Genomic DNA, 18937 nt, shown 5'->3' on the forward strand with positions numbered 1-18937 from the left:
CCCTCTTTGAATATTGTGCCTCGCCTAAAGCTCCGCTTGCAGTCCAGGAATGCCAATGCGCTGGATACGCATGGCATTATCGCCTTCTTCATAAACGAGCAGTTTTCTTTCTTTTTGCCAGAGCCGGAAAGCGAGCGCATGCGATAAAACACGAATCGGATAATCGCGTGGCAGTTGCTGCAAATAAGGCTGGATGGTGACAAAATCGGTCGCGCCGTACTGCTGCATGATAAAGCGAAGGCCGCCGTTGCGAGGGCCGATGTTATAGGCCAGTAAGCCTAAAAACAAATCGTTGTGCATCTCGGTGAGATAGTATTTAAACGTGGCGGCGGCGATAAAGGCATTGTGGCGCGGATCGAGCAATGACGGTTTGCTGACCGCCAGCTGTTTGCCGGCCTGCGCCATAACGGCTTTAGGCACCTGGGTAATTTGAAACAGACCATGCCCGCCGTCCTGGCTGTCTCTGGGCAAAAACGAGGATTCCGTCGCGGCAATGCCTTGTAGAAGGTTGGGGTCGATATCGAATACCTTGGCCGCTTCTGCAATGGCCGGGTTATATTCCTCGGCCCGGTTAACCAGCTTTTGTAATTGTGCCGGATCATAACGCCGGTAAGCCGCATAGACCTGATGGGCCAATGTCACCCGGCTGGCTTCCTGCTTGCCGCCGACCAGCAATCGAAAGTGGCCGAACGCCTGGGCAAATTGGTTTTGCATCACAAACCAGCCGATGACCAGCGCAAAGCTGATCGCCAGAATCGGCGACAATATCGTCGACCTATCATGCAACCGTTTGCGCAGTTTCCACCAGCCTATCAGCAACACTGCCCCCGCAACGATCAATGCCAATACGCCGATTGCAAACGGCAATAAACTGGTGAAAAAACGGGTGCCGGAAAACCAGCTGGCCGAATAGCCCAACAAAATCATGACTACGGAAATCGCCGTTATCGCCAGCCCGGCCACTTCAAGGCTGACCATCAACAGCCTGTGCTTAAAACTGCCAACCGGCGGTTTAGGCAGCGGCTTTTTCGGCGTTCTTGGCGCCCTGCGAGGCTTAGGTTTGGGACTAGTCTCCAGCTTGGCACTGGCCCGTTTTCGAGGAGCTGCCGGTTTATTCATACAAACAGGCTATACGGTTTCGGCAAGGTGTTGTGCGCATAAATTCAGAAGAGTTGGCGTGATGAGATTATAGCCTGAAATCGTAATTATTCCGCCCTATCCGAGTAACCGCTCATCCTATTGAAAATGCCTGTCAGGAAACCGCGCAAAGTCAGCTTCGCGACGCCAAGAACCAAGCAGTGCCCAGTCGGAGTGCAAAGCTGGCTTTGCACTTAAACCATAGGCCGGCTTTTTCACCCCAGATTCAATTTAGCGAAAAATCGCTGGATGCGCATTGCTTGCCCAAGGCTAATCGTGCTTGACAAAAATAAGCTGATCGGTCGCAAAGCCCAGCGCCTTGGCCCGCTCAAGCAACGCCTGTAAAGTCGCCTCGGGCAATTGCCTGGTTCGGGATAATATCCACAAATAAGAGCGATCCGGGCCGGTGACCATCGAATAAGCATAATCTTTTTTATCCAGATCAATGATGTTGTAGCCGCCATAAAACGGCCCGAAAAAAGAAACTTTCAGCCTGCCTTTATCCGGCTGTTCGACAAAATAAGCCTTGCCTTGCGCCTCCTGCCATTTTCCGGCCTTGACATCCCATCCCTTATTAAGCACATCAATACCGCCATCTTCACGCAGTGTATAGGTCGCCGAAATATTCTCCAGCCCCCGTTCAAACCGATGATCGAGCCGAGCGATTTCGTACCAGGTGCCCAAATAACGGTTAACGTCAAAACCGTCAACAGCCGTAATCCCTTCAGGAATGCCAGTGCAGCTTGTCAATAAGGTAAAAATCACTATACATAATATTTTCATACGCAATTCCTTTTAAAAGTGTTTTATAAACCAAGCGGCTAACAGTAACCGCCCAAATTCCGACAATCAATTCAAAGGGATTAAGCAAATTATCCATCCGGCGACAATAAAGGCAACACTTTCGTCTTTACACAAGCGTCATTGCCCTGCCGAAATGATAATGTCTCGCAAGACATGCGTATAACGATGAGCGCGTTGCAGGACAAACAGAAGTGCAGGCGAAGCCTGCAAGCGCAAGCGAAGCTTGCAAGCGCAAGCGAAGCTTGCACTCCCGTTGCAATAATCCGTCTTCGTGACATAAAAATGAGCATAGGCTTGTGCGGGCTACGTCCTCCATACCCATAATGGCACCTCACAGGCTCTGCATGGATGCAGGAGGTAGAGCAATGCAGGAGCAATTGCCGAGGAGCAAATATCAGTCCTTGCAGTCGTAAAGCGCCTACTGTTGGAGCCCTACCCGTCCCTGCCAAGCTGATTTTAAGTACCGCTCAAATTCACTAGCAATGCCTGCAATTCGGGCTTTGCTGCTGTCTGATGCGTATGAATCGCATAAACCTGACGGCTGATCTCAGGTTCCGATAGATAGCGATAACTGATATCTGTTGCCTGCTTGGGCAGGGTATATTCCGGCATTAATGCAACCCCGATACCGGCCTTAACCATCTGCAAAATCCATTCTTCGCTGTTACTTCGGTAAGCGGCGTAAAGATTGATTTCCTCGTTTTGGCAAATGCATTTCAAATCCTCTCTTAACTCACAGTTTAGCCTGTCTAAATAAGGCTCCGACTGTATCGCTTTAAGATCGACTTTTTGCACTTGATTAAAGCGATGGCTAGGGCTGAATGCGACCACATAGCGTTCTTCGTAAAGCAAGGTCGATTGATACGGCGTTGCCGGTATGTGCGCCGGCGCGCTGATTACCAGATCCAGTAATCCTGAACCTAGTTGCTTCAATAACTCGGCTTCGCTGTCGACGATGAGTTCCAATTCGATATTCGGGTATTCCTGCTGATACCACGCCAAACAAGGACTTAGGCGTTGCGCGCCTATGGTAGTCATCAGCCCGATACGCAACGGAACAGTGTTTAACCGGGTAAAGCGAATCGCTTCGGCTTTGGTTGCCTGAAGGTCTCTATAAATCTTGCGCAGGTTTGCTTCAACCATACGACCTAACGGCGTTAACTCGCAGCCGGATCGAGTCCGCGTAAATAACGCTCCGCCCATTTCATCTTCGAGTTTTTTTATCGCCTGAGTCAAAGACGGCTGCGACACATAAGTGAGTTGCGCCGCATGCGTGATTGAGCCTTGATCACAGACGGCCAAAAAATAGCGGATTTGCTGCATTTCCATCAGAGATGCTCCTCATATAGAGAAAACCTATTGTTCCATAGAAAGCAGGTATTATACAAACGCTCATATTCCGCTATACGATTGCGGCTCCTTTAGACAAACCATATGAGAAATCTATGAAAACAGCAAAAGCCGATTGACGCTTGCTGATGCTGAACTATTTGAACAACGCTATGCGCAGAAATACGTGCCGATGGCAGTAGAAAAACTGGCCGGCAAACCCGCTTTGTCGCGTCGCTGATTACAAGCAGCGTAGACCAAGAACAAACGCCTTTCCATCGTATTGCCGACGTTTATTTTCCATCTATGCAGGGATTTGTAGGCCTGTTTAAATTCACCCGGCAGCACACCACCATTTTTAATCGCGAAGCCGAAAGTTTCGATTTTAGTGTGATGCAGGTTGGCAGCCGATTGCCGATCTCTGCCTTTATCATCAGGAGATACGATGTTGTGCCCGCCGTCAAATGCGGAGAAATAGTGGGGTTGATAATTCTGCTTTCACTAAAGTTAAAAAGAGGTTTAAACATGAAAGAGAACATTTCATTACCCGCATTAATCAATAGGATAGCCTGTAGTTGCCGCGTCCTGGTGTTATTCGGATTATTGGCTTTGCCGTCAGCCGTTTATGCGCACCGGGGAGCAAGCAATGAAATCGACGCCTGCAATATTCTGGTCGGTCATGAACGGGTCCACTTTACCGCCTACACACCGACCTTTAATAACAAAGAGTATTGCCAGTCGATTCCGCACCTGGGTACCACTAACCTGGTATTCGATTATGGCGGTAAAGGCCTGCGCAATTTAACCGTCGAGTTTGAAGTCACCAAAGAACCTGAAGGAACCCGCGTTTTCTATCTGGAGCCGACAAAAATAAAATCCGGTACGGTAAACGGCACGGTCGATTTCAATAAATTCGGTGCAGGCAATTATCTGATCCATGTCGCGATAGTGCATAAAGACAAAAGCATCGATAACCATATCCCGCTTTCGATAGGTCTTGAACCTGAGGCCTCGGATAATTTGCCGTTAAAAGCGCTGTTCATTGTGACACTTATCGCGGCAGCTATTTATTTTATGAAGCGCTTAGCTGACAAAGATGCACCGAGGCCATCCGATGTTTAAAGCCTACCAGGACAAATTAAAAGCCACTTCGGCTATCCGAAATAACCTTTTTAAGCTCCTGTTCTTGCTACCTATCTTGATAACGCTGATAGTCTTTTTCAGCGAAGATAATGACGAATATTCTCAAGTAGGTAGCGCGTCTTATGCCGGGCAAATCGAAAACCCGCAATGCGTTGCCGATACGCTTGCTGGAGAATCCGGCGCCGTCAATGGCGAGTCAACGCTTGAAGGCATCAAATACAATGTACGCACACCATTAAATTACGATGCCACGATCGCCCATCCGTTGCTGGTCGTGTTGTCTCCGGCAGGCTCAAACCGGGCAAAAACCGAAAAAACGACAGCGCTGACACTGAAAGCGACGAGCGCCGGATTTATCGTCGCTTATGCCGATCATCCTGATTTATCGCCTACGTCCACCATCGAACTCGGCACTATTCCCGGCTTGATTGCCAAACAATGGTGTATTGATAAAGAACGAATTTTTCTTACCGGGCATTCTGACGGCGGTACTGCCGCGATGGCTTTGGCGTTTATGTCCGGCACCAAGCATATTCCCAAGGCGATTGCCCCTAGCGCCGCAGGAATCGATTATCAGGATTTGCGAGATCACAAATGTCCCGATCCGGTTCCTGTGATGGTCATGCACAGCGTGAACGACCATTTGTTTCCGAAGTACGGTCAACAGACTTTCGGCTGGTGGGCGGCGTGCAATCAATGCGAGCCAATACCTGAAAAGATTGCCAATGGCTGCATGGCTTATTCCGGTTGCGCTAAAGGCGTAAAAACCTGGTATTGCGAAGGAGACAAGCTTCATGCGCAGTGGCCGGATATTAATGATACGTTGCTGGATTTTTTGATTTCTACGAGCCATTAGACTCGCAGCTTATATAGCGATCGAATCGATAAATTGAGGACCGGTAACAAATCATGCTCACCACAAGCTGACAATCAATTAGCTATTAATACCGCTTAATTCAAAGCAGGATAAAGTTGAAAAAACCAACAATAACCAATATCAACAATCCTGCCGGACAAGTTTGAGGTGCGCTCATTCGGGGCGGCTTAAAGGCCGCCCTTTTTTTGTACATCGGTTTTTACAAACAGCCCATTAACGTTAAAAGCCGGCCCACACGCCTTTTGTGCCGACCAATATCATTGTAATGAACTGAATCAATAAAAAAAGTAATCCGATCGCTATGAATAAATTTATGTTTTTCATAAAGACTCACTCCATTTAATACAAATATCCCGGCCACTGCTTCGCCAATCAGGAACAAAGTAAATTATGATTAGCATCTGTGCCGTGTTCAGATAGCTTTTAAATACGTGGCACAATTTTAAAATTGGTTTTGTAGAAGATTTTAATTTTATGATCAATTTATCGACTTTGAGAAATATCAACTTTCTATGAATCAATAGGTGCTAGCTATAGTTCTCTTGAGCATGAAAGGGGCCTGACGAAAGAAGGCCGCATTCTCAAGGCAGAACCATGAATTCAGGAATCCACGCAGTTTTTACTAGTTTATGTCACTATCGGGTTAATGCTGTTTGGGCATTGATAAAAGTTTTCCAAATCAATCAATGGTTATGAGGACACGATTATGAACATATTAATTACCGGCGGTACCGGCTTTATTGGCAGTGCTTTGGTTAAAAACCTGGTCGAGCAAGGCCATGCGGTTACGGTATTAAGCCGCAGCCCGGAGAAGGTCGCCAACATATGCGGCCCCAGCGTTAATGCATTGGGCAGTCTCACGCAACTTAAAGCTGAAGACAGCTATCAGGTCATCGTCAATCTGGCCGGCGCACCGATTATTGCCCCCCGCTGGAGCGAGGCCCGCAAGCAACTAATCAGGGATAGCCGTATCGGCCTGACCCATCACCTGATAACCTGCATCGGTCGCATGACGGTTAAGCCCGAACTGTTAATCAGCGGTTCCGCTATCGGCTATTACGGCGATCAGGGCGACACGGTGTTAACCGAGGAATCAACACCCTATGAAGATTTCTCCAGTCAGCTTTGCGCCGATTGGGAAGCCGCCGCAAAGCAAGCCGAACAATTCGGCGTCAGAGTCTGCCTGATCAGGACAGGTTTGGTTATAGCGGGCGGCGGCGGTTTTCTGCAACGGATGTTACCGCCGTTTCGCTTGGGACTGGGCGGGCGCTTGGGCGACGGACGACAATGGATGTCCTGGGTGCATCGTAAGGACTGGCTCAATATTGCGCAGACCATGATGGCCGATTCGACAATGCGCGGTGCTTATAACGCAACCGCCCCGAACCCTGTCACCAACGCCGAATTCACCCGGATACTGGCGCAATGCCTGAATCGCCCCGCGCTGCTGCCGGTTCCTGCTTGCGTGTTGAAAAGTCTGCTCGGCGAAATGTCGGAACTGGTGTTGGGCAGCCAGCGCGTGATGCCGGAGCGGCTGTTGGCGCAGGGGTTTAAGTTTCAATACGAGGATCTTGCCGCTGCATTGAATGAAGCGTTGTCTCATTAACGTTGAACGGCCAAAGCCAGTCTTGGACTCCATAAACTAATACCGGAGTTCAAAGCTGGCTTTGAACCTTATTCTTCGTGCCGGCGGCTTCCTTAAACCGGGTCTTGGTTAATTGGCTCTCACGGGCATGATCGACAACCGGCGCAGGATAATTGCATATACCATGTCTCTTATCCCATTGATGAATGGTACGGGGCGGAAAGGCTTGCAGTTCAGGCAGCCAGCGATAAATGTACCGGCAATCCTGATCGAATTTAAGCTGTTGCAGCCAGGGATTGAAAATCCTGAAATACGGCTGCGCATCGCAGCCTGTCGAGGCGGCCCATTGCCAGTTGCCGTTATTGACGCAGGGATCGTAATCGACCAGCTGCCGGGCAAAGTAGCGCTCGCCCCAACGCCAGTCGATATGCAGGTCTTTGACCAGAAATGAGGCCGTAATCATCCGTACCCGGTTATGCAGGTAACCGGTGGCTTTGAGCTCGCGCATCCCCGCATCCACTATCGGAAAGCCGGTTTTGCCATCGCACCAGGCCTGGAAATAATCGGGATTGTTATCCCATTGCAGGTTATCAAATTTCTCCACAAAAGCCCGCCCGAAAACCTGCGGAAAATGATAGGCGATATGAGTAAAAAAATCGCGCCAGTATAGTTGCCGAATCAACGGATGTTCGCTGCCGAGCTGTTCGATAATGGCATAAAACACTTCCCGGACCGAACAAGTGCCGAACTTTAAATGCGCGGAAAGCTTGCTGGTCGCATCCAGCGCCGGAAAGTCGCGGGTGTTCCGGTAATCGGCATAGTCGCCTATCCGGTCCAGTATCGCCAGCGCCCGATTGCGGCCGCCTTTAATCACAGATTCCGCCAGCGGCGAGACCCACTGATCGGGGGTGAATTCGGAAGCCGCCGCCAAAAAATTCCACTTAACCAAAGCTTGCGGCAGAGCAACCGGGATTTGCCTTGCCTGGTTATAAAACGCCGTAAACACTTGATACGGTGTTTTGTTATTTTTCACGACTTGCTCCGGCTCATTAAGCAGAATGCCCGGAAGCGTATGCAGCGCGATGCCCAGCTGTTTGCACACAGCGGCCAGCTCGTCGTCGCGCCGCCGACTGAAAGGGGTGTAGTCGCGAGTGATGAATACGGCTTGTATCTGTTGTTGCTCATGTAGCCGCTTTACGACCTGCTCCGGCAGCGCATGATAAAGCGCCAGTTTGCCGCCTACCTCCTGTAACTGTTGCTGAAGGTCATCAATAGACTGCAACATGAACTGCAAGCCCGGCTTGCTTTGGTAAGGGTGCGGCTCGATCTGCCGGGGATCGAAAATAAAGCACGGAATGACCTGCATGGAAACCCGCAAGGCTTCAAGCAATGCGGTATTGTCATGCAGACGCAGGTCGCGCCGGAAGATGAATAACGAAGTCGAGTAACAGGCCATCGCAGATTACGGCGTCATTCAATCACATGCGCCTGTTGCAGCTTTGAACGGAGCGTTTCCATGCGCTTGCGGTTAACCCCGAAATCGCCGTAACCGGTGCGCGAGGCGGAACGGATATGAATCATCCTGGCATCGGCGTCCAGTATCGCGTCTATATCGTCGACAAAGCGAAACACCAGGCTGGTTGCCTCGGCATGAAGCGTATCGCCGGTTACGTTGGTGATGACGGTGCGGCTCTGGCCGACCAAGGCTTTTTTCAGCGCCGCCCAAGCCTCATCAACATTGCCTATGATTTTAAACGGCGCAATAAAATGGTCGGCGTCTTTCGCCTGGCTGGAAACGCAATTGGGGCTGCCCGGACAAGGCGGTAATTGTTTTTCTGATGCTTGGGTTGCTGTGCTTAATGTCATAACGATAATGTAAAAAATGGTTTTAAATTGCATCAGTGTCATCCTTAAAAACTTATAGTATTGGATATTTCTGATGATTGCCTCTCGAATCCTGGACGCCAAGGGCTACAAAGACGGAAAAGTTCAGAGCGAAGCCATCCCATGCCACAGATATGGCCGGCATTATTGTCAAAATAGCACACTGTATTAATGCATCCCAAGGTCAGATCTTGTACCTTAGCAACACCAATATCAAAACAGTGCCCCACATATTAATCAACAATTCAGATATATGATATTCCATGATCACTCCTTGGCTCATTAGCCTGAGTAAATTTCATTGGAAAGCGAAAATACGGCGATCTGCGGATTCATGTTAAAACCGGTAATAAAAATATACCCGGGGAACAGCAAGAAAACCGCCACAACCGTGTATTTGCAAATAACACCCGACCGGTTGACGCGTCTATGCAAGTAATTAGCAGAAAATTTAAACCATAGCCGTTACAGCGAAATGGAACCGCGACAACATCCATTAACCGTTCAGTAAGTCCATAGTTTGAAAAGCAGGGAACACGAACAACTGCTCCCGCATGCGCCCCCTCTCCATCCCTGGGGGTGCCTTACTACCTACGTCCTTGTAGGTATCCCTTTGGAGAAGGAGCAACCCTATTTAGCAGACACCCCGCTTGTAGAATAGGGGGTTCAATTCCTTCGATCAATAAGTGCCATTACCTAGCGTTTTAGCTATAAGTGACTGAACCCTCTGGCTTTTGGTCATAAATCTACGCGAATGATTAAGCCTTCATGCAGGGACGGCCAAAAATCGATTGAAAAATCCTCCAAAGGCTATAGACTCGGGCCATCACTCATTCAGCACTCGTCAGCCTTATGAAAAAGATTCCTGTCGGCATCAGCAGTTGTTTATTGGGCCAGAATGTCCGCTTTGACGGAGGGCACAAACTTGACCCTTACATTACTGGCACCCTGAGCGAATACTTTGAGTTTCACCCTTTTTGCCCGGAAGTAGAAATTGGCCTGGGCACGCCTCGGCCAGCCATTCACTTGGTAAGAATTGACAATGCAATTCACTGTGTCGGCATTAAAGACCCTGAACTGGATGTAACCGAACGCTTGCACAACCGGGCTACGCATCAAAAAGATTTGCACGCCGACTTGTGCGGCTACATTTTGAAAAAGGATTCGCCCAGTTGCGGCATGGAGAGGGTAAAGGTTTATGCTGGAGGCCAACCGCATAAGGACGGAGTCGGCATTTATGCGCAGGAAATGATGCGCAATAGTCCGCTGTTGCCGGTAGAGGAAGAAGGTAGGCTTGGCGATCCCGGACTGCGCGAGAACTTTATCCAGCGCGTTTACGTTCTCTACCGCTGGAAATTAATGCTGGCAGACGGACTGACTATAAGCAGCCTGACGCATTTTCATGCCCGCCATAAGCTCATTATCATGAGCCATGACGATTACCGCGACCTGGGCCAGTTATTGGCGGGACTCAACAAAGCCAACCTTGCGCCTGTTGCAGAACAATACATTTCGCAGCTGATGACCACCCTTAAAAAGATCGCCACCCGCAAAAATCACGTCAACGTCTTGCAGCATATTCAAGGCTACCTAAAAAAGGCTTTAAGCGCCGACGATAAAGCCGAACTTTGCGAAGTAATTGAACAATACCGCAATGGTTACGTGCCACTGATAGTGCCTTTAACCCTGCTCAAACACCATTTTCGTAAAGCGCCCGATCCCTACATCGAAGAGTCCTATTACATGTCGCCTTATCCGCAAGAACTGCAACTCCTTAACCAATAATAAACATGGCAAAAATTCTGATTGTCGGCTGCGGCGCGATAGGCTCTGAGCTTGCCGAAGTTTTAGCGGCCCAAGGCCATGAAGTCACCGGGCTAAAGCGCAAGCCGCCGTTATCTGCGTCCGGCCCTATCCGCTATGTCGCCGCCGATATCAGCTCATCCTCCGACCTGGCAGGTTTGGACGGCGATTTCAGCCAGGCTTTTTTTATTGTTTCGCCTGACGGGCGGGATGAACAAAGCTACCGCGCCGTTTACGAAACCGGCTTGGACAATCTGCTCGTAAGGTTTGCGCAAACCCCTTGGCTGATGGTCTCATCCACCAGCGTTTACGGGCAATCCCAAGGCGAATGGGTGGATGAAGACTCAGTTGCCGAGCCTGCCAATATCACCAGCCAATTGATCAGGCAAGCCGAACAAAAATTGCTGGCTTTAAATCCGGCTAATATTGTGGTGCGTTTTTCCGGCATTTACGGACCGGGGCGGGAATCTCTGTTAAGACAGGCGACGCAAGCACCAGCCATACAGCAAACTCCGCCTTATTTTACCAACCGGATACATCAGCGAGATTGCATCGGCGTTTTGGCTTTTTTGCTGGAACAGCGCCTGGCCGGTAAAGCGTTAGCTCAATGTTATTTAGCCAGTGACGATGATCCGGCGCCGATGTGGGACGTAATGACCTGGCTGGCAGATCGTCTGCATTGCCCTCCACCCAGTGTTAAGAAAGTCGATGCCGATATCGGAATGAACAAGCGTTGCAGTAATGCCAGGTTAAAGGCGTTGGGTTATCGGTTCCAATATCCGAGCTATCGGGACGGCTATTCGGAGTTAATCAGCGCCCAAAGATGATTTTACCCGTTCCCACGCGCTACACTCATCGTAATATACATCTTCCGTTGGCACCCAAATCAACTTTTAACGCTTTTTTAAGGCTCCCGGAGTGCAGGCTTCGCCTGCAAGGCAAGCAGAGCTTGCACTCTTCACTTTGCACCGGGTAAGCTGCGGCCCATCCTTCATCCACCCGCATACTTAGGATAATCGGTGTAACCCTTTTCATCGCCGCCGTAAAAAGTCGCATGATCCGGCTTATTTAGCGGCAGGTTTTTAGCGAAACGATCCGGCAAATCCGGATTGGCGATAAACAGCTTGCCGAACGCCACCATGTCGGCATGGCTCTGTTCAATAGCCCTGTTGCCGGTTTCCAGGTCATAGCCGTTGTTAGCCATATAAAGCCCTGAAAAGCAGTTTCTTAATGCCACGTAATCCACCTCCCGCTTACCGGTCATCATGTCGCCTTCCAGCACATGCAAATAGGCCAACGGGTAGTCGGATAATTTTTTGGCGACGGCATTAAAAGTCTGTTGCGGCTGACTGTCTTTGATATCGTTAAAACTGTTTTCCGGCGACACGCGCACACCGACACGATGGCTTCCCCAGACCTCGATGCATTTTTCAATCACTTCAACCAACAAGCGCATCCGATTGGCAATGTCGCCGCCGTAGCTGTCTTCGCGGCGATTGGTGCCGTCTCTTAAAAACTGATCCAGCAGATAACCGTTGGCGGCATGAAGCTCCACGCCATCGAAACCGGCCTTTTTGGCGTTTTGTGCAGCCGTTGTATATTCGTCAACTATACCCGGCAGTTCATCCAGAGTTAGCGCATGCGGCGTTTCAAAATCCAGCAAACCTTGATAGGTCATGGCTTGGCCCGCGGCTTTCAGTGCCGATGGCGCAACCGGCAAAATATGACGGGGCTGCAACGATGAATGGGAGATTCTGCCGGTGTGCCAAAGTTGGATAAAAACCCGGCCGCCTTCCTTATGGACGGCATGGGTAATGCGCTTCCAGCCTTCAATTTGCAAGTTGGAATGAATGCCTGGAGTTCCGGGATAGCCGACGCCGCTAGCCGATATTTGGCTGCCTTCGCTGACAATCAAACCGGCCCCGGCCCGTTGCCGGTAATATTCGATATTCATGTCCTGAGGCACATTGCCGTCACCCGCCCTGTTGCGCGTTAACGGTGCCATGATTATCCGGTTGGCTAAGGTCATATCCCCTAACGCTATCGGCGAAAACAGATTGTTTTTATTACTTGTTGCTGGTGCCATGATGACCTCCAATTTGAATAGTTCACTAAGCGTATCTTTTAAAACTCGACGGCAAAACGCTGTAGCCTCTCAATAAAAGCCCGCCACAATCGGGTTTGCGGTTTTTGATGATAGCCCGGCTCAACATTCATGCCTAAGTCGAACGCTTTCAATCGCCAAAATCAGGCGCGGATGTATTTACACCCGCCGGTTACAGGTAATTATTTTGCGGTGAATGAGTAACGGCCCTGGCAAACTGATTTGGATGTTAGCGTACCCGGCAATGCGACACAATAGCCATGGTCGAGGTTATTGTGCGCGCTAAGGGTGCCAGCTAAATTGCCGTTACAGCTTGAAAAAAGCTAGACTCGGGCATTTCATCGCCCAGCCAGTTCAAGCAAGCGGCTGACGCCGACCGGCTCTTGATGAAGCAGCGGAACCACCGCATAACGTTGCGCATATTGATTGGCTACCGCATCGATTTCGCGCAATTCGTTGGCGGCCCGCTGGCGTAACAGCGGCGAGCTGACAAGAGTGGCGGCAACGCTGTTGTTGATGACCCAGGCCCACGGTTCGATACCGGCCCGACGCAGGTCGGCTTGCAGGTTGGCGGCTTCCAGTATCGGAGTAGTCTCCGCCAGAGTAACGACAAGCACTTTGGTCAATTTCGGATCTTGCAGCCTCATCAACGGCGTGGTGTAGTGCAAGCCGGTGTCGCCCATCTGGCGGCTAATTTCGCGGTGATAGGCACCGGTTGCATCCAGCAACAGCAAGGTGTGGCCGGTCGGCGCCGTGTCCATCACCACAAATTTCTTGCCTGCTTCGCGGATGACGCGGGAAAAAGCCTGAAACACGGCAATTTCCTCGGTACAAGGCGAGCGCAGGTCTTCTTCCAGCAGCGCCCTGCCCTGGGCATCCAGGTTTGCGCCTTTGGTCTGCAAAACATGCTGGCGGTAGCGTTCGGTTTCCGCGTGCGGATCGATCCGGCTGACCGCCAGATTAGCTAATGTTCCGCTCAAGGTTTCGCTTAAGTGAGCGGCCGGGTCTGATGTGGTCAGATGCACCGGCAAGCCGCGCTGGGCCAATTCTACGGCTACGGCGGCGGCCAACGTGGTTTTGCCGACGCCGCCCTTGCCCATCAGCATGACTAACCCGCGCCCATCCTGTGCAATGCCGTCGATCAGCTCTGACAAGCTCGGGGTGTCGAGTTTAATGGCTGAATCGGCCGTACCTTGAGCCTGCGAAGGCGTATCGACCAGCAGTTGCCGTAACGCAGCCAATCCGACAAGGTTGAAAGGCTTGAGCATGACCTGATCGCAGGGAAGCTGTTGCAAGACATCCGGGATGGCGTTGAGGGCGGATTGCTCCCGCTCGTGAATGGCGGCTGCCAAGGGGTCATTTTCAGCTTCAATACGAGGCAGGATGCCGTTAATAACCAAATACTGCTGTACCAGCCCAATGGCGGCCAGTTCGTCATGGGTGCGGGCAACTTCGCGCAATGTCGCTTGCTGGGCACGAGCCACCAGGATCAGCCGGGTACGGGCCGCATCGGCCAGCGCATCCACTGCCGCCTTGTATTGCTCCCGCTGCTTTTCGAGGCCGGACAAAGGCCCCAGACAGGACGCATCGCCCTTGCCTTGCTCAAGAAAGCCGCCCAGGCGCCGGGCAGTTGCAGCAGGCGAATGGTGTGGCCTGTGGGCGCCGTATCGAAAATAATATGGTCATAGTCGGCGGTCAGCACCGATTCGGTCAGTAGCGCGGTGAATTCGTCGAAGGCGGCAATCTCGGTGGTGCAGGCGCCGGACAGTTGCTCCTCGATGCCTTGCACCACCCCATCCGGCAGTACGCCGCGCACAGGCCCTACGATGCGGTCCCGGTACGCTTGGGCGGCGGCTTGCGGATCGATTTCCAGCGCGGCCAGATTGGGCACGGCCGAAATAACGGTGATGCTATTGCCGATGCTGATGCCAAAGACCTGGCCGACATTGGAAGCCGGGTCGGTACTGACCAGCAGCACGCGTCGACCGGCATCCGCCAACTGTATCGCCGTGGCGCAGGCAATCGAGGTTTTGCCGACGCCGCCCTTGCCGGTAAAAAACAAAAAGCGCGGCGCTTGGTCGAGAAATTTCATATTCATCATGCCCCTTTCCAAGGCTTTTTTAACAACAACTACTGCCGCTACAGCAGCCGCCTTCCGGTTTAATTTCAATCGATGGACGCGTGATTCCGGTCCAGCGCGCCAGTTCGGCGCGGCTCGGGTAACGCCCTGCCAGGGCGACTTCACCATCGACCAGGATTAAAGGCAGCGCTTCCGCTCCGGAACGCTCAAGGAAGCCTTTAACAACTGTGTTATCGGCAAAAGCCATGGGTTGCTGGGCGAGGTTGAAGCGCTCAATCTGAGCACCGTTTTGCTTAGCCCAATCCACATCGGCAGAAAAGTCGACTAATTGCTGATCGATGTCCACACCGCAAACTCCGGTGCTGCAACATAATGCAGGGTCAAACACTTGGATGGTTTTCATTTGAAGTCTCCACTAAATATTAAAATATCTGTTATTGCAAAAATGAGGCGATTAGATCGCAGGTTGATTAACCCGCCGGGACAGCGCTTCGGCGCTCTCCCGGCGCTCACTGTAGCGGTCAACCAAATAAGGCGTCACATCCCGGGTCAGCAGCGTGAACTTAAACAGTTCCTCCATCACATCGACCACCCGATCATAATAAGGGGACGGTTTCATCCGGCCATTGTCGTCGAATTCGAGAAAGGCCTTGGCCACCGACGACTGATTAGGAATGGTCAACATGCGCATCCAGCGGCCCAGAACACGCATTTGATTGACGGCATTGAAAGACTGCGAGCCGCCGCACACCTGCATGATCGCCAAGGTCTTCCCTTGGGTGGGGCGAATGGCGCCAATGGACAGAGGAATCCAGTCGATTTGCGCTTTCATGATGCCGGTCATTGCGCCATGACGCTCAGGAGAGCACCACACCATGCCTTCGGCCCATTGGGTCAGTTCCCGCAGCTCGGTCACCTTGGGATGAGTCTCCGGCGCATCGTCAGGCAGAGGCAAACCGCTGGGATTGAATATCCGCACCTCCCCTCCCATAGCCCGAAGCAGCCGCGCGGCTTCTTCGGTCAGCAACCGGCTGAAGGAACGCTCACGCAAAGAGCCGTACAACAGCAAGAAGCGCGGCGCATGCGTGGAAGGCGTTGCCGGCCGCAGCTCGGCCAGGTCCGGAACCCGGAACAGGTCGCGCTCGACATTAGGTAAATCGTTCAATAAGTCAGACACGTTGGCCCTCTTAAGGCTTAAGGTAACAGGGTGCCGATACGATCCAGCTCCGCTTTCAATCGGTCACGATCGTTTTTCAACTCGTCCAGCGGCAAGACCAGAAATTGTTCGATGCGATGGCGCAAGATGCCGTAAGCGGTCATGAACGCTGCGGTGATTTCTTCTTCAGTGCCTTCAGCATGAGCAGGGTCTTCAACCCCCCAATGACTGCGCAATACAGGGCCCAGATAAGCGGGACAGGTTTCGTTAGCCGCATTGCCGCAAACACTAATGACGATATCAGGTGTCAAAGGCAGATCATTCCAGGATTTGCTGTAATAACCTTCAGTAGAAATACCTTCCTGCTCAAGCAAAGCGACTGCTCGACTGTTTAATCGTCCTAAAGGCTTGCTGCCTGCACTCAATGCCCGCCAGCCTTCTGGAGCAAGATGATTGAAAGTAGCTTCGCCGATTAAAGATCGGCAAGAATTACCCGTACAAAGAAAAAGTACATTCATAAATAAGAGTCTATTTGATCAGTGGTTGAAAGATTTGCTTCAGTGTTACAACAGTCCGATGCTGAATCGCTGTCAAAGCAATGCTCAGCCTCAGTATGTCCGGTGCAGCATTCGGCGGTTAAATAAATAATCAGTTCCTGCATAATGGACAAGTTAGCGCGATAGCGTTGATAGCGTCCTTCTTGGGTGACGTTAAGCAAACCGGCGTGAGTCATCGCTTTGAGATGAAAGGACAGATTGGTAGATGGTAAAGCCAGCAGCGTGGCAATTTCCCCGGCGACCAGGCCATTGGGCGCGTTTTTAACCAACAGCCGGTAAACATCCAGCCGTACACCGGAAGCCAGTGATTCAAATATCGTTGTTGCAATTTTTTTATCCATTTTTCAATACTACAACGATTATTGAATTATTAAAATAAATATTATCAATTCCGCCAAGTGGAAATTTGCCGGTTTGGATAAAAGAGCATCAATATTTGCCAACAGATCATCGCTGTTTTTAATGTATAGTCTGTTTTTCTTGAAAAACGGCGCCGATTAGTGGAAAAATTAAGCGTCGTTTTACAGACGGACGCTTAGAATTCCGAATTGCCGTTCACTGGTTAATGGGAGTACCCCATATGCAAGCTGTTACGATAAACCCATCAGCTCCGTTTTTCATAGTGTTCAACGCCGGCTCCGGCAGCGATGATGTTGCGGTAACGCGCGCAATTATCGAAACCTTTTTGACCGAGGCCAATCGCGAATATCATGTCATGCTGGTCGAAGATGCGTCCCGGTTACCGCACATTTCGGCATCGGCCGTGGCCCGGGCCCAGGCGCAAGGCGGCGTGGTGGTCGCAGCAGGCGGCGATGGCACCATTAATGCCGTAGCTCAGGCGGTGCTGGGCAGCGGCTGCCCGTTCGGCGTATTGCCCCAAGGCACTTTCAACTATTTCAGTCGCACCCACGGCATTCCATCTGATACGGCAAAGGCCTTGCAGGTATTGCTGAGTTCGCGCGCTCATCCAGTGCAGGTCGGACTGGTGAATAACCGGGTATTCCTGGTCAATGCGAGCCTTGGGCTTTACCCGAAGCTGCTCGAAGAACGTGAGGCCTATAAAGTGTCCTACGGCCGTACCCGGCTGGTGGCTTGGTGGGCAGGCATTATGACGCTGCTGCGTGAACACCGGCCAATGCGTATTCATGTCGAGCATGGCGATCAGTCGTATGAGCTGCGCACGCTGATGATTTTTGTCAGCAATAACCGATTGCAACTCGAACGCATCGGCCTTCCCGAAGCGGAGGCGGTGGAGCAGGGCCACCTTGTAGCGACCGTACTAAAGCCGGTAGATACGCCGACGCTGCTACAGTTGATGCTGCGCGGAACGCTCGGGCAATTGGGTGATGCCGAGCATATTGCCAGTTTCGCGTTCCGGCAAATCACAGTGACGCCGACCCCGGCACTACTTTATGGCCGGCGCCATATTAAAGTGGCTATGGATGGCGAGGTCAGCTTGCTCACGACTCCCTTGCGGTTCCGTTTGGCACCCGAAGAATTGCTCCTGCTTAAGCCCGAAGTAGTACCGGGCGAAAATCCACCCGACCCGGACAGCCTATGACCTCACTGATGCAGATCTCCGATACGCATTTTGGCACCGAACGCCCGGCGGTCGTCGAAGCTCTGGTGCACCTGGTGCATGAGCAAGCGCCGGAAGTCATTGTCGTTTCGGGCGACATTACCCAAAGGGCCACACGCAAACAATTTGATGCGGCGCGCCGGTTCTTCGGGCGACTGGGCAACATCCCTATGCTGATCATACCGGGCAACCATGATATTCCGTTGTTTAATATTGTGGCTCGCCTGTTTACTCCCTTGAGAAATTACCAGCGCGCCTGCGGTGCCGATTTGGAACCGGTATTTATCTCAGCGCGATGGCTCATCGCCTGCGTGAACACCACGCGCGCCTACCGCCATAAAGATGGCGAGGTGTCTTCCGCACAGACCCATCGGGTAGCCGACCTGCTCAAAACTGCGTCACCCGGACAATTGCGCATCGTGGTGGTGCACCAACCGGTCGCCGTGATAGGTGACAAGGACCGCACCAACCTGCTGCACGGCCGAGACGCCGCCGTGCACTGCTGGGCCGCCGCAGGCGCCGATCTTGTCATGGGTGGACATATCCATGTGCCTTATGTGCTGCCTCTGCACGAATGCTATGACAATTTGCCGGGCCGACATTGGGCGGTGCAGGCAGGCACTGCGGTATCGACGCGCGTGCGTCAGGGGACGGTCAACTCAGTCAATCTGATCCGATATCCCGGCAGTCAACAGCCGCGCCACTGCATATTGGAGCGCTGGGACTGCGCAGAGCCGGAACTTGGTTTCCAATGCTTCAGTTCGCACGAACTGGCCTGCGGACTGGAGAATAATCAACTGTTTAAAGCATATCAATCTTGTAACGATAACTTAACCAAACTGTAACGCTACCCACCCTGTTTTGTAACACCAGCTATGTACTATTGACGTTGGCTGCCA

18 protein-coding genes and 1 pseudogene are annotated in these 18937 nt (G+C 51.6%); 7 read left to right on the forward strand and 12 right to left on the reverse strand.

The window, feature by feature from the left end; translation table 11 throughout:
- Nucleotides 1–24 precede the first annotated feature (24 nt).
- The 3 genes from M0R47_RS10830 to M0R47_RS10840 form a co-directional block, all read right to left on the reverse strand.
- Nucleotides 25–1119 carry a transglycosylase SLT domain-containing protein gene (locus M0R47_RS10830; protein WP_292554324.1) on the reverse strand — a complete coding sequence of 365 codons (1095 nt, stop codon included), beginning with the start codon at nt 1117–1119 and terminating at the stop codon, nt 25–27.
- Nucleotides 1120–1407: 288 nt separating this feature from the next.
- Nucleotides 1408–1920 carry a lipocalin family protein gene (locus M0R47_RS10835; RefSeq protein ID WP_292554326.1) on the reverse strand — a complete coding sequence of 171 codons (513 nt, stop codon included), beginning with the start codon at nt 1918–1920 and terminating at the stop codon, nt 1408–1410.
- 477 nt (nt 1921–2397) lie between these two features.
- On the reverse strand, nt 2398–3270 hold the full coding sequence (locus tag M0R47_RS10840) for a LysR family transcriptional regulator (RefSeq protein ID WP_292554331.1): 873 nt from the start codon (nt 3268–3270) through the stop codon (nt 2398–2400).
- 525 nt (nt 3271–3795) lie between these two features.
- Here M0R47_RS10840 and M0R47_RS10850 point away from each other — a divergent pair.
- The 3 genes from M0R47_RS10850 to M0R47_RS10860 all read left to right on the forward strand — a co-directional run bounded on the left by M0R47_RS10850 (nt 3796) and on the right by M0R47_RS10860 (nt 6896).
- On the forward strand, nt 3796–4392 hold the full coding sequence (locus M0R47_RS10850; RefSeq protein WP_292554335.1) for a hypothetical protein: 597 nt from the start codon (nt 3796–3798) through the stop codon (nt 4390–4392).
- Nucleotides 4385–5269 (forward strand): poly(3-hydroxybutyrate) depolymerase, encoded by an 885-nt coding sequence (locus M0R47_RS10855; RefSeq protein WP_292554338.1) that lies wholly within the window; start codon nt 4385–4387, stop codon nt 5267–5269. Before M0R47_RS10850 ends, M0R47_RS10855 begins: the two co-directional genes overlap by 8 nt.
- Before the next feature lie 727 nt (nt 5270–5996).
- Nucleotides 5997–6896, forward strand: coding sequence for a TIGR01777 family oxidoreductase (locus M0R47_RS10860; protein ID WP_292554340.1), 900 nt, complete (start codon nt 5997–5999; stop codon nt 6894–6896).
- 49 nt (nt 6897–6945) lie between these two features.
- On the opposite strand, the gene M0R47_RS10865 is transcribed toward M0R47_RS10860, so the two are convergent.
- Nucleotides 6946–8331, reverse strand: a complete 1386-nt coding sequence (locus M0R47_RS10865) for a deoxyribodipyrimidine photo-lyase (RefSeq protein WP_292554343.1) — start codon at nt 8329–8331, stop codon at nt 6946–6948.
- Nucleotides 8332–8345: 14 nt separating this feature from the next.
- Complete coding sequence (locus M0R47_RS10870) at nt 8346–8774, reverse strand: DUF1499 domain-containing protein (RefSeq protein WP_292554346.1); 429 nt, start codon at nt 8772–8774, stop codon at nt 8346–8348.
- Between the two features lie 837 nt (nt 8775–9611).
- Between M0R47_RS10870 and M0R47_RS10875 the strand changes: the two genes are divergently transcribed.
- Together M0R47_RS10875 and M0R47_RS10880 are read left to right on the forward strand one after the other, a co-directional pair.
- The gene (locus M0R47_RS10875) at nt 9612–10544 is read left to right on the forward strand and encodes a DUF523 and DUF1722 domain-containing protein (protein WP_292554349.1); all 933 of its coding nucleotides are present in this window, start codon (nt 9612–9614) and stop codon (nt 10542–10544) included.
- Nucleotides 10545–10549: 5 nt separating this feature from the next.
- A complete protein-coding gene (locus M0R47_RS10880) occupies nt 10550–11389 on the forward strand; it encodes an NAD-dependent epimerase/dehydratase family protein (protein WP_292554352.1) in 840 nt (279 codons plus the stop codon).
- 164 nt (nt 11390–11553) lie between these two features.
- On the opposite strand, the gene M0R47_RS10885 is transcribed toward M0R47_RS10880, so the two are convergent.
- From M0R47_RS10885 to M0R47_RS10915, 7 genes and pseudogenes are all read right to left on the reverse strand, one after another.
- The gene (locus M0R47_RS10885) at nt 11554–12648 is read right to left on the reverse strand and encodes an alkene reductase (RefSeq protein ID WP_292554354.1); all 1095 of its coding nucleotides are present in this window, start codon (nt 12646–12648) and stop codon (nt 11554–11556) included.
- Nucleotides 12649–13004: 356 nt separating this feature from the next.
- Nucleotides 13005–13934 (reverse strand): ArsA-related P-loop ATPase, encoded by a 930-nt coding sequence (locus M0R47_RS10890; protein ID WP_292554430.1) that lies wholly within the window; start codon nt 13932–13934, stop codon nt 13005–13007.
- A 12-nt stretch (nt 13935–13946) separates the two neighbouring features.
- Nucleotides 13947–14767, reverse strand: a pseudogene (locus M0R47_RS10895) (TRC40/GET3/ArsA family transport-energizing ATPase); the annotation flags it as partial.
- Nucleotides 14768–14786: 19 nt separating this feature from the next.
- Nucleotides 14787–15149, reverse strand: coding sequence for an arsenite efflux transporter metallochaperone ArsD (arsD, locus tag M0R47_RS10900; protein ID WP_292554357.1), 363 nt, complete (start codon nt 15147–15149; stop codon nt 14787–14789).
- A gap of 51 nt (nt 15150–15200) precedes the next feature.
- Entirely contained in the window at nt 15201–15923 is a 723-nt protein-coding gene (gene arsH / locus M0R47_RS10905) for an arsenical resistance protein ArsH (protein WP_292554360.1), read from the reverse strand.
- Between the two features lie 17 nt (nt 15924–15940).
- Nucleotides 15941–16420 carry an arsenate reductase ArsC gene (locus M0R47_RS10910; RefSeq protein WP_292554363.1) on the reverse strand — a complete coding sequence of 160 codons (480 nt, stop codon included), beginning with the start codon at nt 16418–16420 and terminating at the stop codon, nt 15941–15943.
- Nucleotides 16417–16800 (reverse strand): helix-turn-helix domain-containing protein, encoded by a 384-nt coding sequence (locus tag M0R47_RS10915; RefSeq protein WP_292554365.1) that lies wholly within the window; start codon nt 16798–16800, stop codon nt 16417–16419. The genes M0R47_RS10910 and M0R47_RS10915 overlap by 4 nt, the downstream gene beginning before the upstream one ends.
- 239 nt (nt 16801–17039) lie before the next feature.
- Here M0R47_RS10915 and M0R47_RS10920 point away from each other — a divergent pair, with 239 nt between their 5' ends.
- Nucleotides 17040–18020 (forward strand): diacylglycerol kinase family protein, encoded by a 981-nt coding sequence (locus tag M0R47_RS10920; RefSeq protein ID WP_292554368.1) that lies wholly within the window; start codon nt 17040–17042, stop codon nt 18018–18020.
- Nucleotides 18017–18883 (forward strand): metallophosphoesterase, encoded by an 867-nt coding sequence (locus tag M0R47_RS10925; protein ID WP_292554371.1) that lies wholly within the window; start codon nt 18017–18019, stop codon nt 18881–18883. The genes M0R47_RS10920 and M0R47_RS10925 overlap by 4 nt, the downstream gene beginning before the upstream one ends.
- Nucleotides 18884–18937: the final 54 nt, after the last annotated feature.

The sequence above is a fragment of the Methylobacter sp. genome, from assembly GCF_023227905.1.
Taxonomy (GTDB): domain Bacteria; phylum Pseudomonadota; class Gammaproteobacteria; order Methylococcales; family Methylomonadaceae; genus Methylobacter_A.

What these genes read in the sequence shown, in the direction of transcription:
- M0R47_RS10830 (WP_292554324.1), bottom strand. Translation starts at nt 1,119, where the DNA reads ATGAATAAACCGGCAGCTCCTCGAAAACGGGCCAGTGCCAAGCTGGAG.
- M0R47_RS10835 (WP_292554326.1), bottom strand. Translation starts at nt 1,920, where the DNA reads ATGAAAATATTATGTATAGTGATTTTTACCTTATTGACAAGCTGCACT.
- M0R47_RS10840 (WP_292554331.1), bottom strand. Translation starts at nt 3,270, where the DNA reads ATGGAAATGCAGCAAATCCGCTATTTTTTGGCCGTCTGTGATCAAGGC.
- M0R47_RS10850 (WP_292554335.1), top strand. Translation starts at nt 3,796, where the DNA reads ATGAAAGAGAACATTTCATTACCCGCATTAATCAATAGGATAGCCTGT.
- M0R47_RS10855 (WP_292554338.1), top strand. Translation starts at nt 4,385, where the DNA reads ATGTTTAAAGCCTACCAGGACAAATTAAAAGCCACTTCGGCTATCCGA.
- M0R47_RS10860 (WP_292554340.1), top strand. Translation starts at nt 5,997, where the DNA reads ATGAACATATTAATTACCGGCGGTACCGGCTTTATTGGCAGTGCTTTG.
- M0R47_RS10865 (WP_292554343.1), bottom strand. Translation starts at nt 8,331, where the DNA reads ATGGCCTGTTACTCGACTTCGTTATTCATCTTCCGGCGCGACCTGCGT.
- M0R47_RS10870 (WP_292554346.1), bottom strand. Translation starts at nt 8,774, where the DNA reads ATGCAATTTAAAACCATTTTTTACATTATCGTTATGACATTAAGCACA.
- M0R47_RS10875 (WP_292554349.1), top strand. Translation starts at nt 9,612, where the DNA reads ATGAAAAAGATTCCTGTCGGCATCAGCAGTTGTTTATTGGGCCAGAAT.
- M0R47_RS10880 (WP_292554352.1), top strand. Translation starts at nt 10,550, where the DNA reads ATGGCAAAAATTCTGATTGTCGGCTGCGGCGCGATAGGCTCTGAGCTT.
- M0R47_RS10885 (WP_292554354.1), bottom strand. Translation starts at nt 12,648, where the DNA reads ATGGCACCAGCAACAAGTAATAAAAACAATCTGTTTTCGCCGATAGCG.
- M0R47_RS10890 (WP_292554430.1), bottom strand. Translation starts at nt 13,934, where the DNA reads ATGCTCAAGCCTTTCAACCTTGTCGGATTGGCTGCGTTACGGCAACTG.
- arsD (WP_292554357.1), bottom strand. Translation starts at nt 15,149, where the DNA reads ATGAAAACCATCCAAGTGTTTGACCCTGCATTATGTTGCAGCACCGGA.
- M0R47_RS10910 (WP_292554363.1), bottom strand. Translation starts at nt 16,420, where the DNA reads ATGAATGTACTTTTTCTTTGTACGGGTAATTCTTGCCGATCTTTAATC.
- M0R47_RS10915 (WP_292554365.1), bottom strand. Translation starts at nt 16,800, where the DNA reads ATGGATAAAAAAATTGCAACAACGATATTTGAATCACTGGCTTCCGGT.
- M0R47_RS10920 (WP_292554368.1), top strand. Translation starts at nt 17,040, where the DNA reads ATGCAAGCTGTTACGATAAACCCATCAGCTCCGTTTTTCATAGTGTTC.
- M0R47_RS10925 (WP_292554371.1), top strand. Translation starts at nt 18,017, where the DNA reads ATGACCTCACTGATGCAGATCTCCGATACGCATTTTGGCACCGAACGC.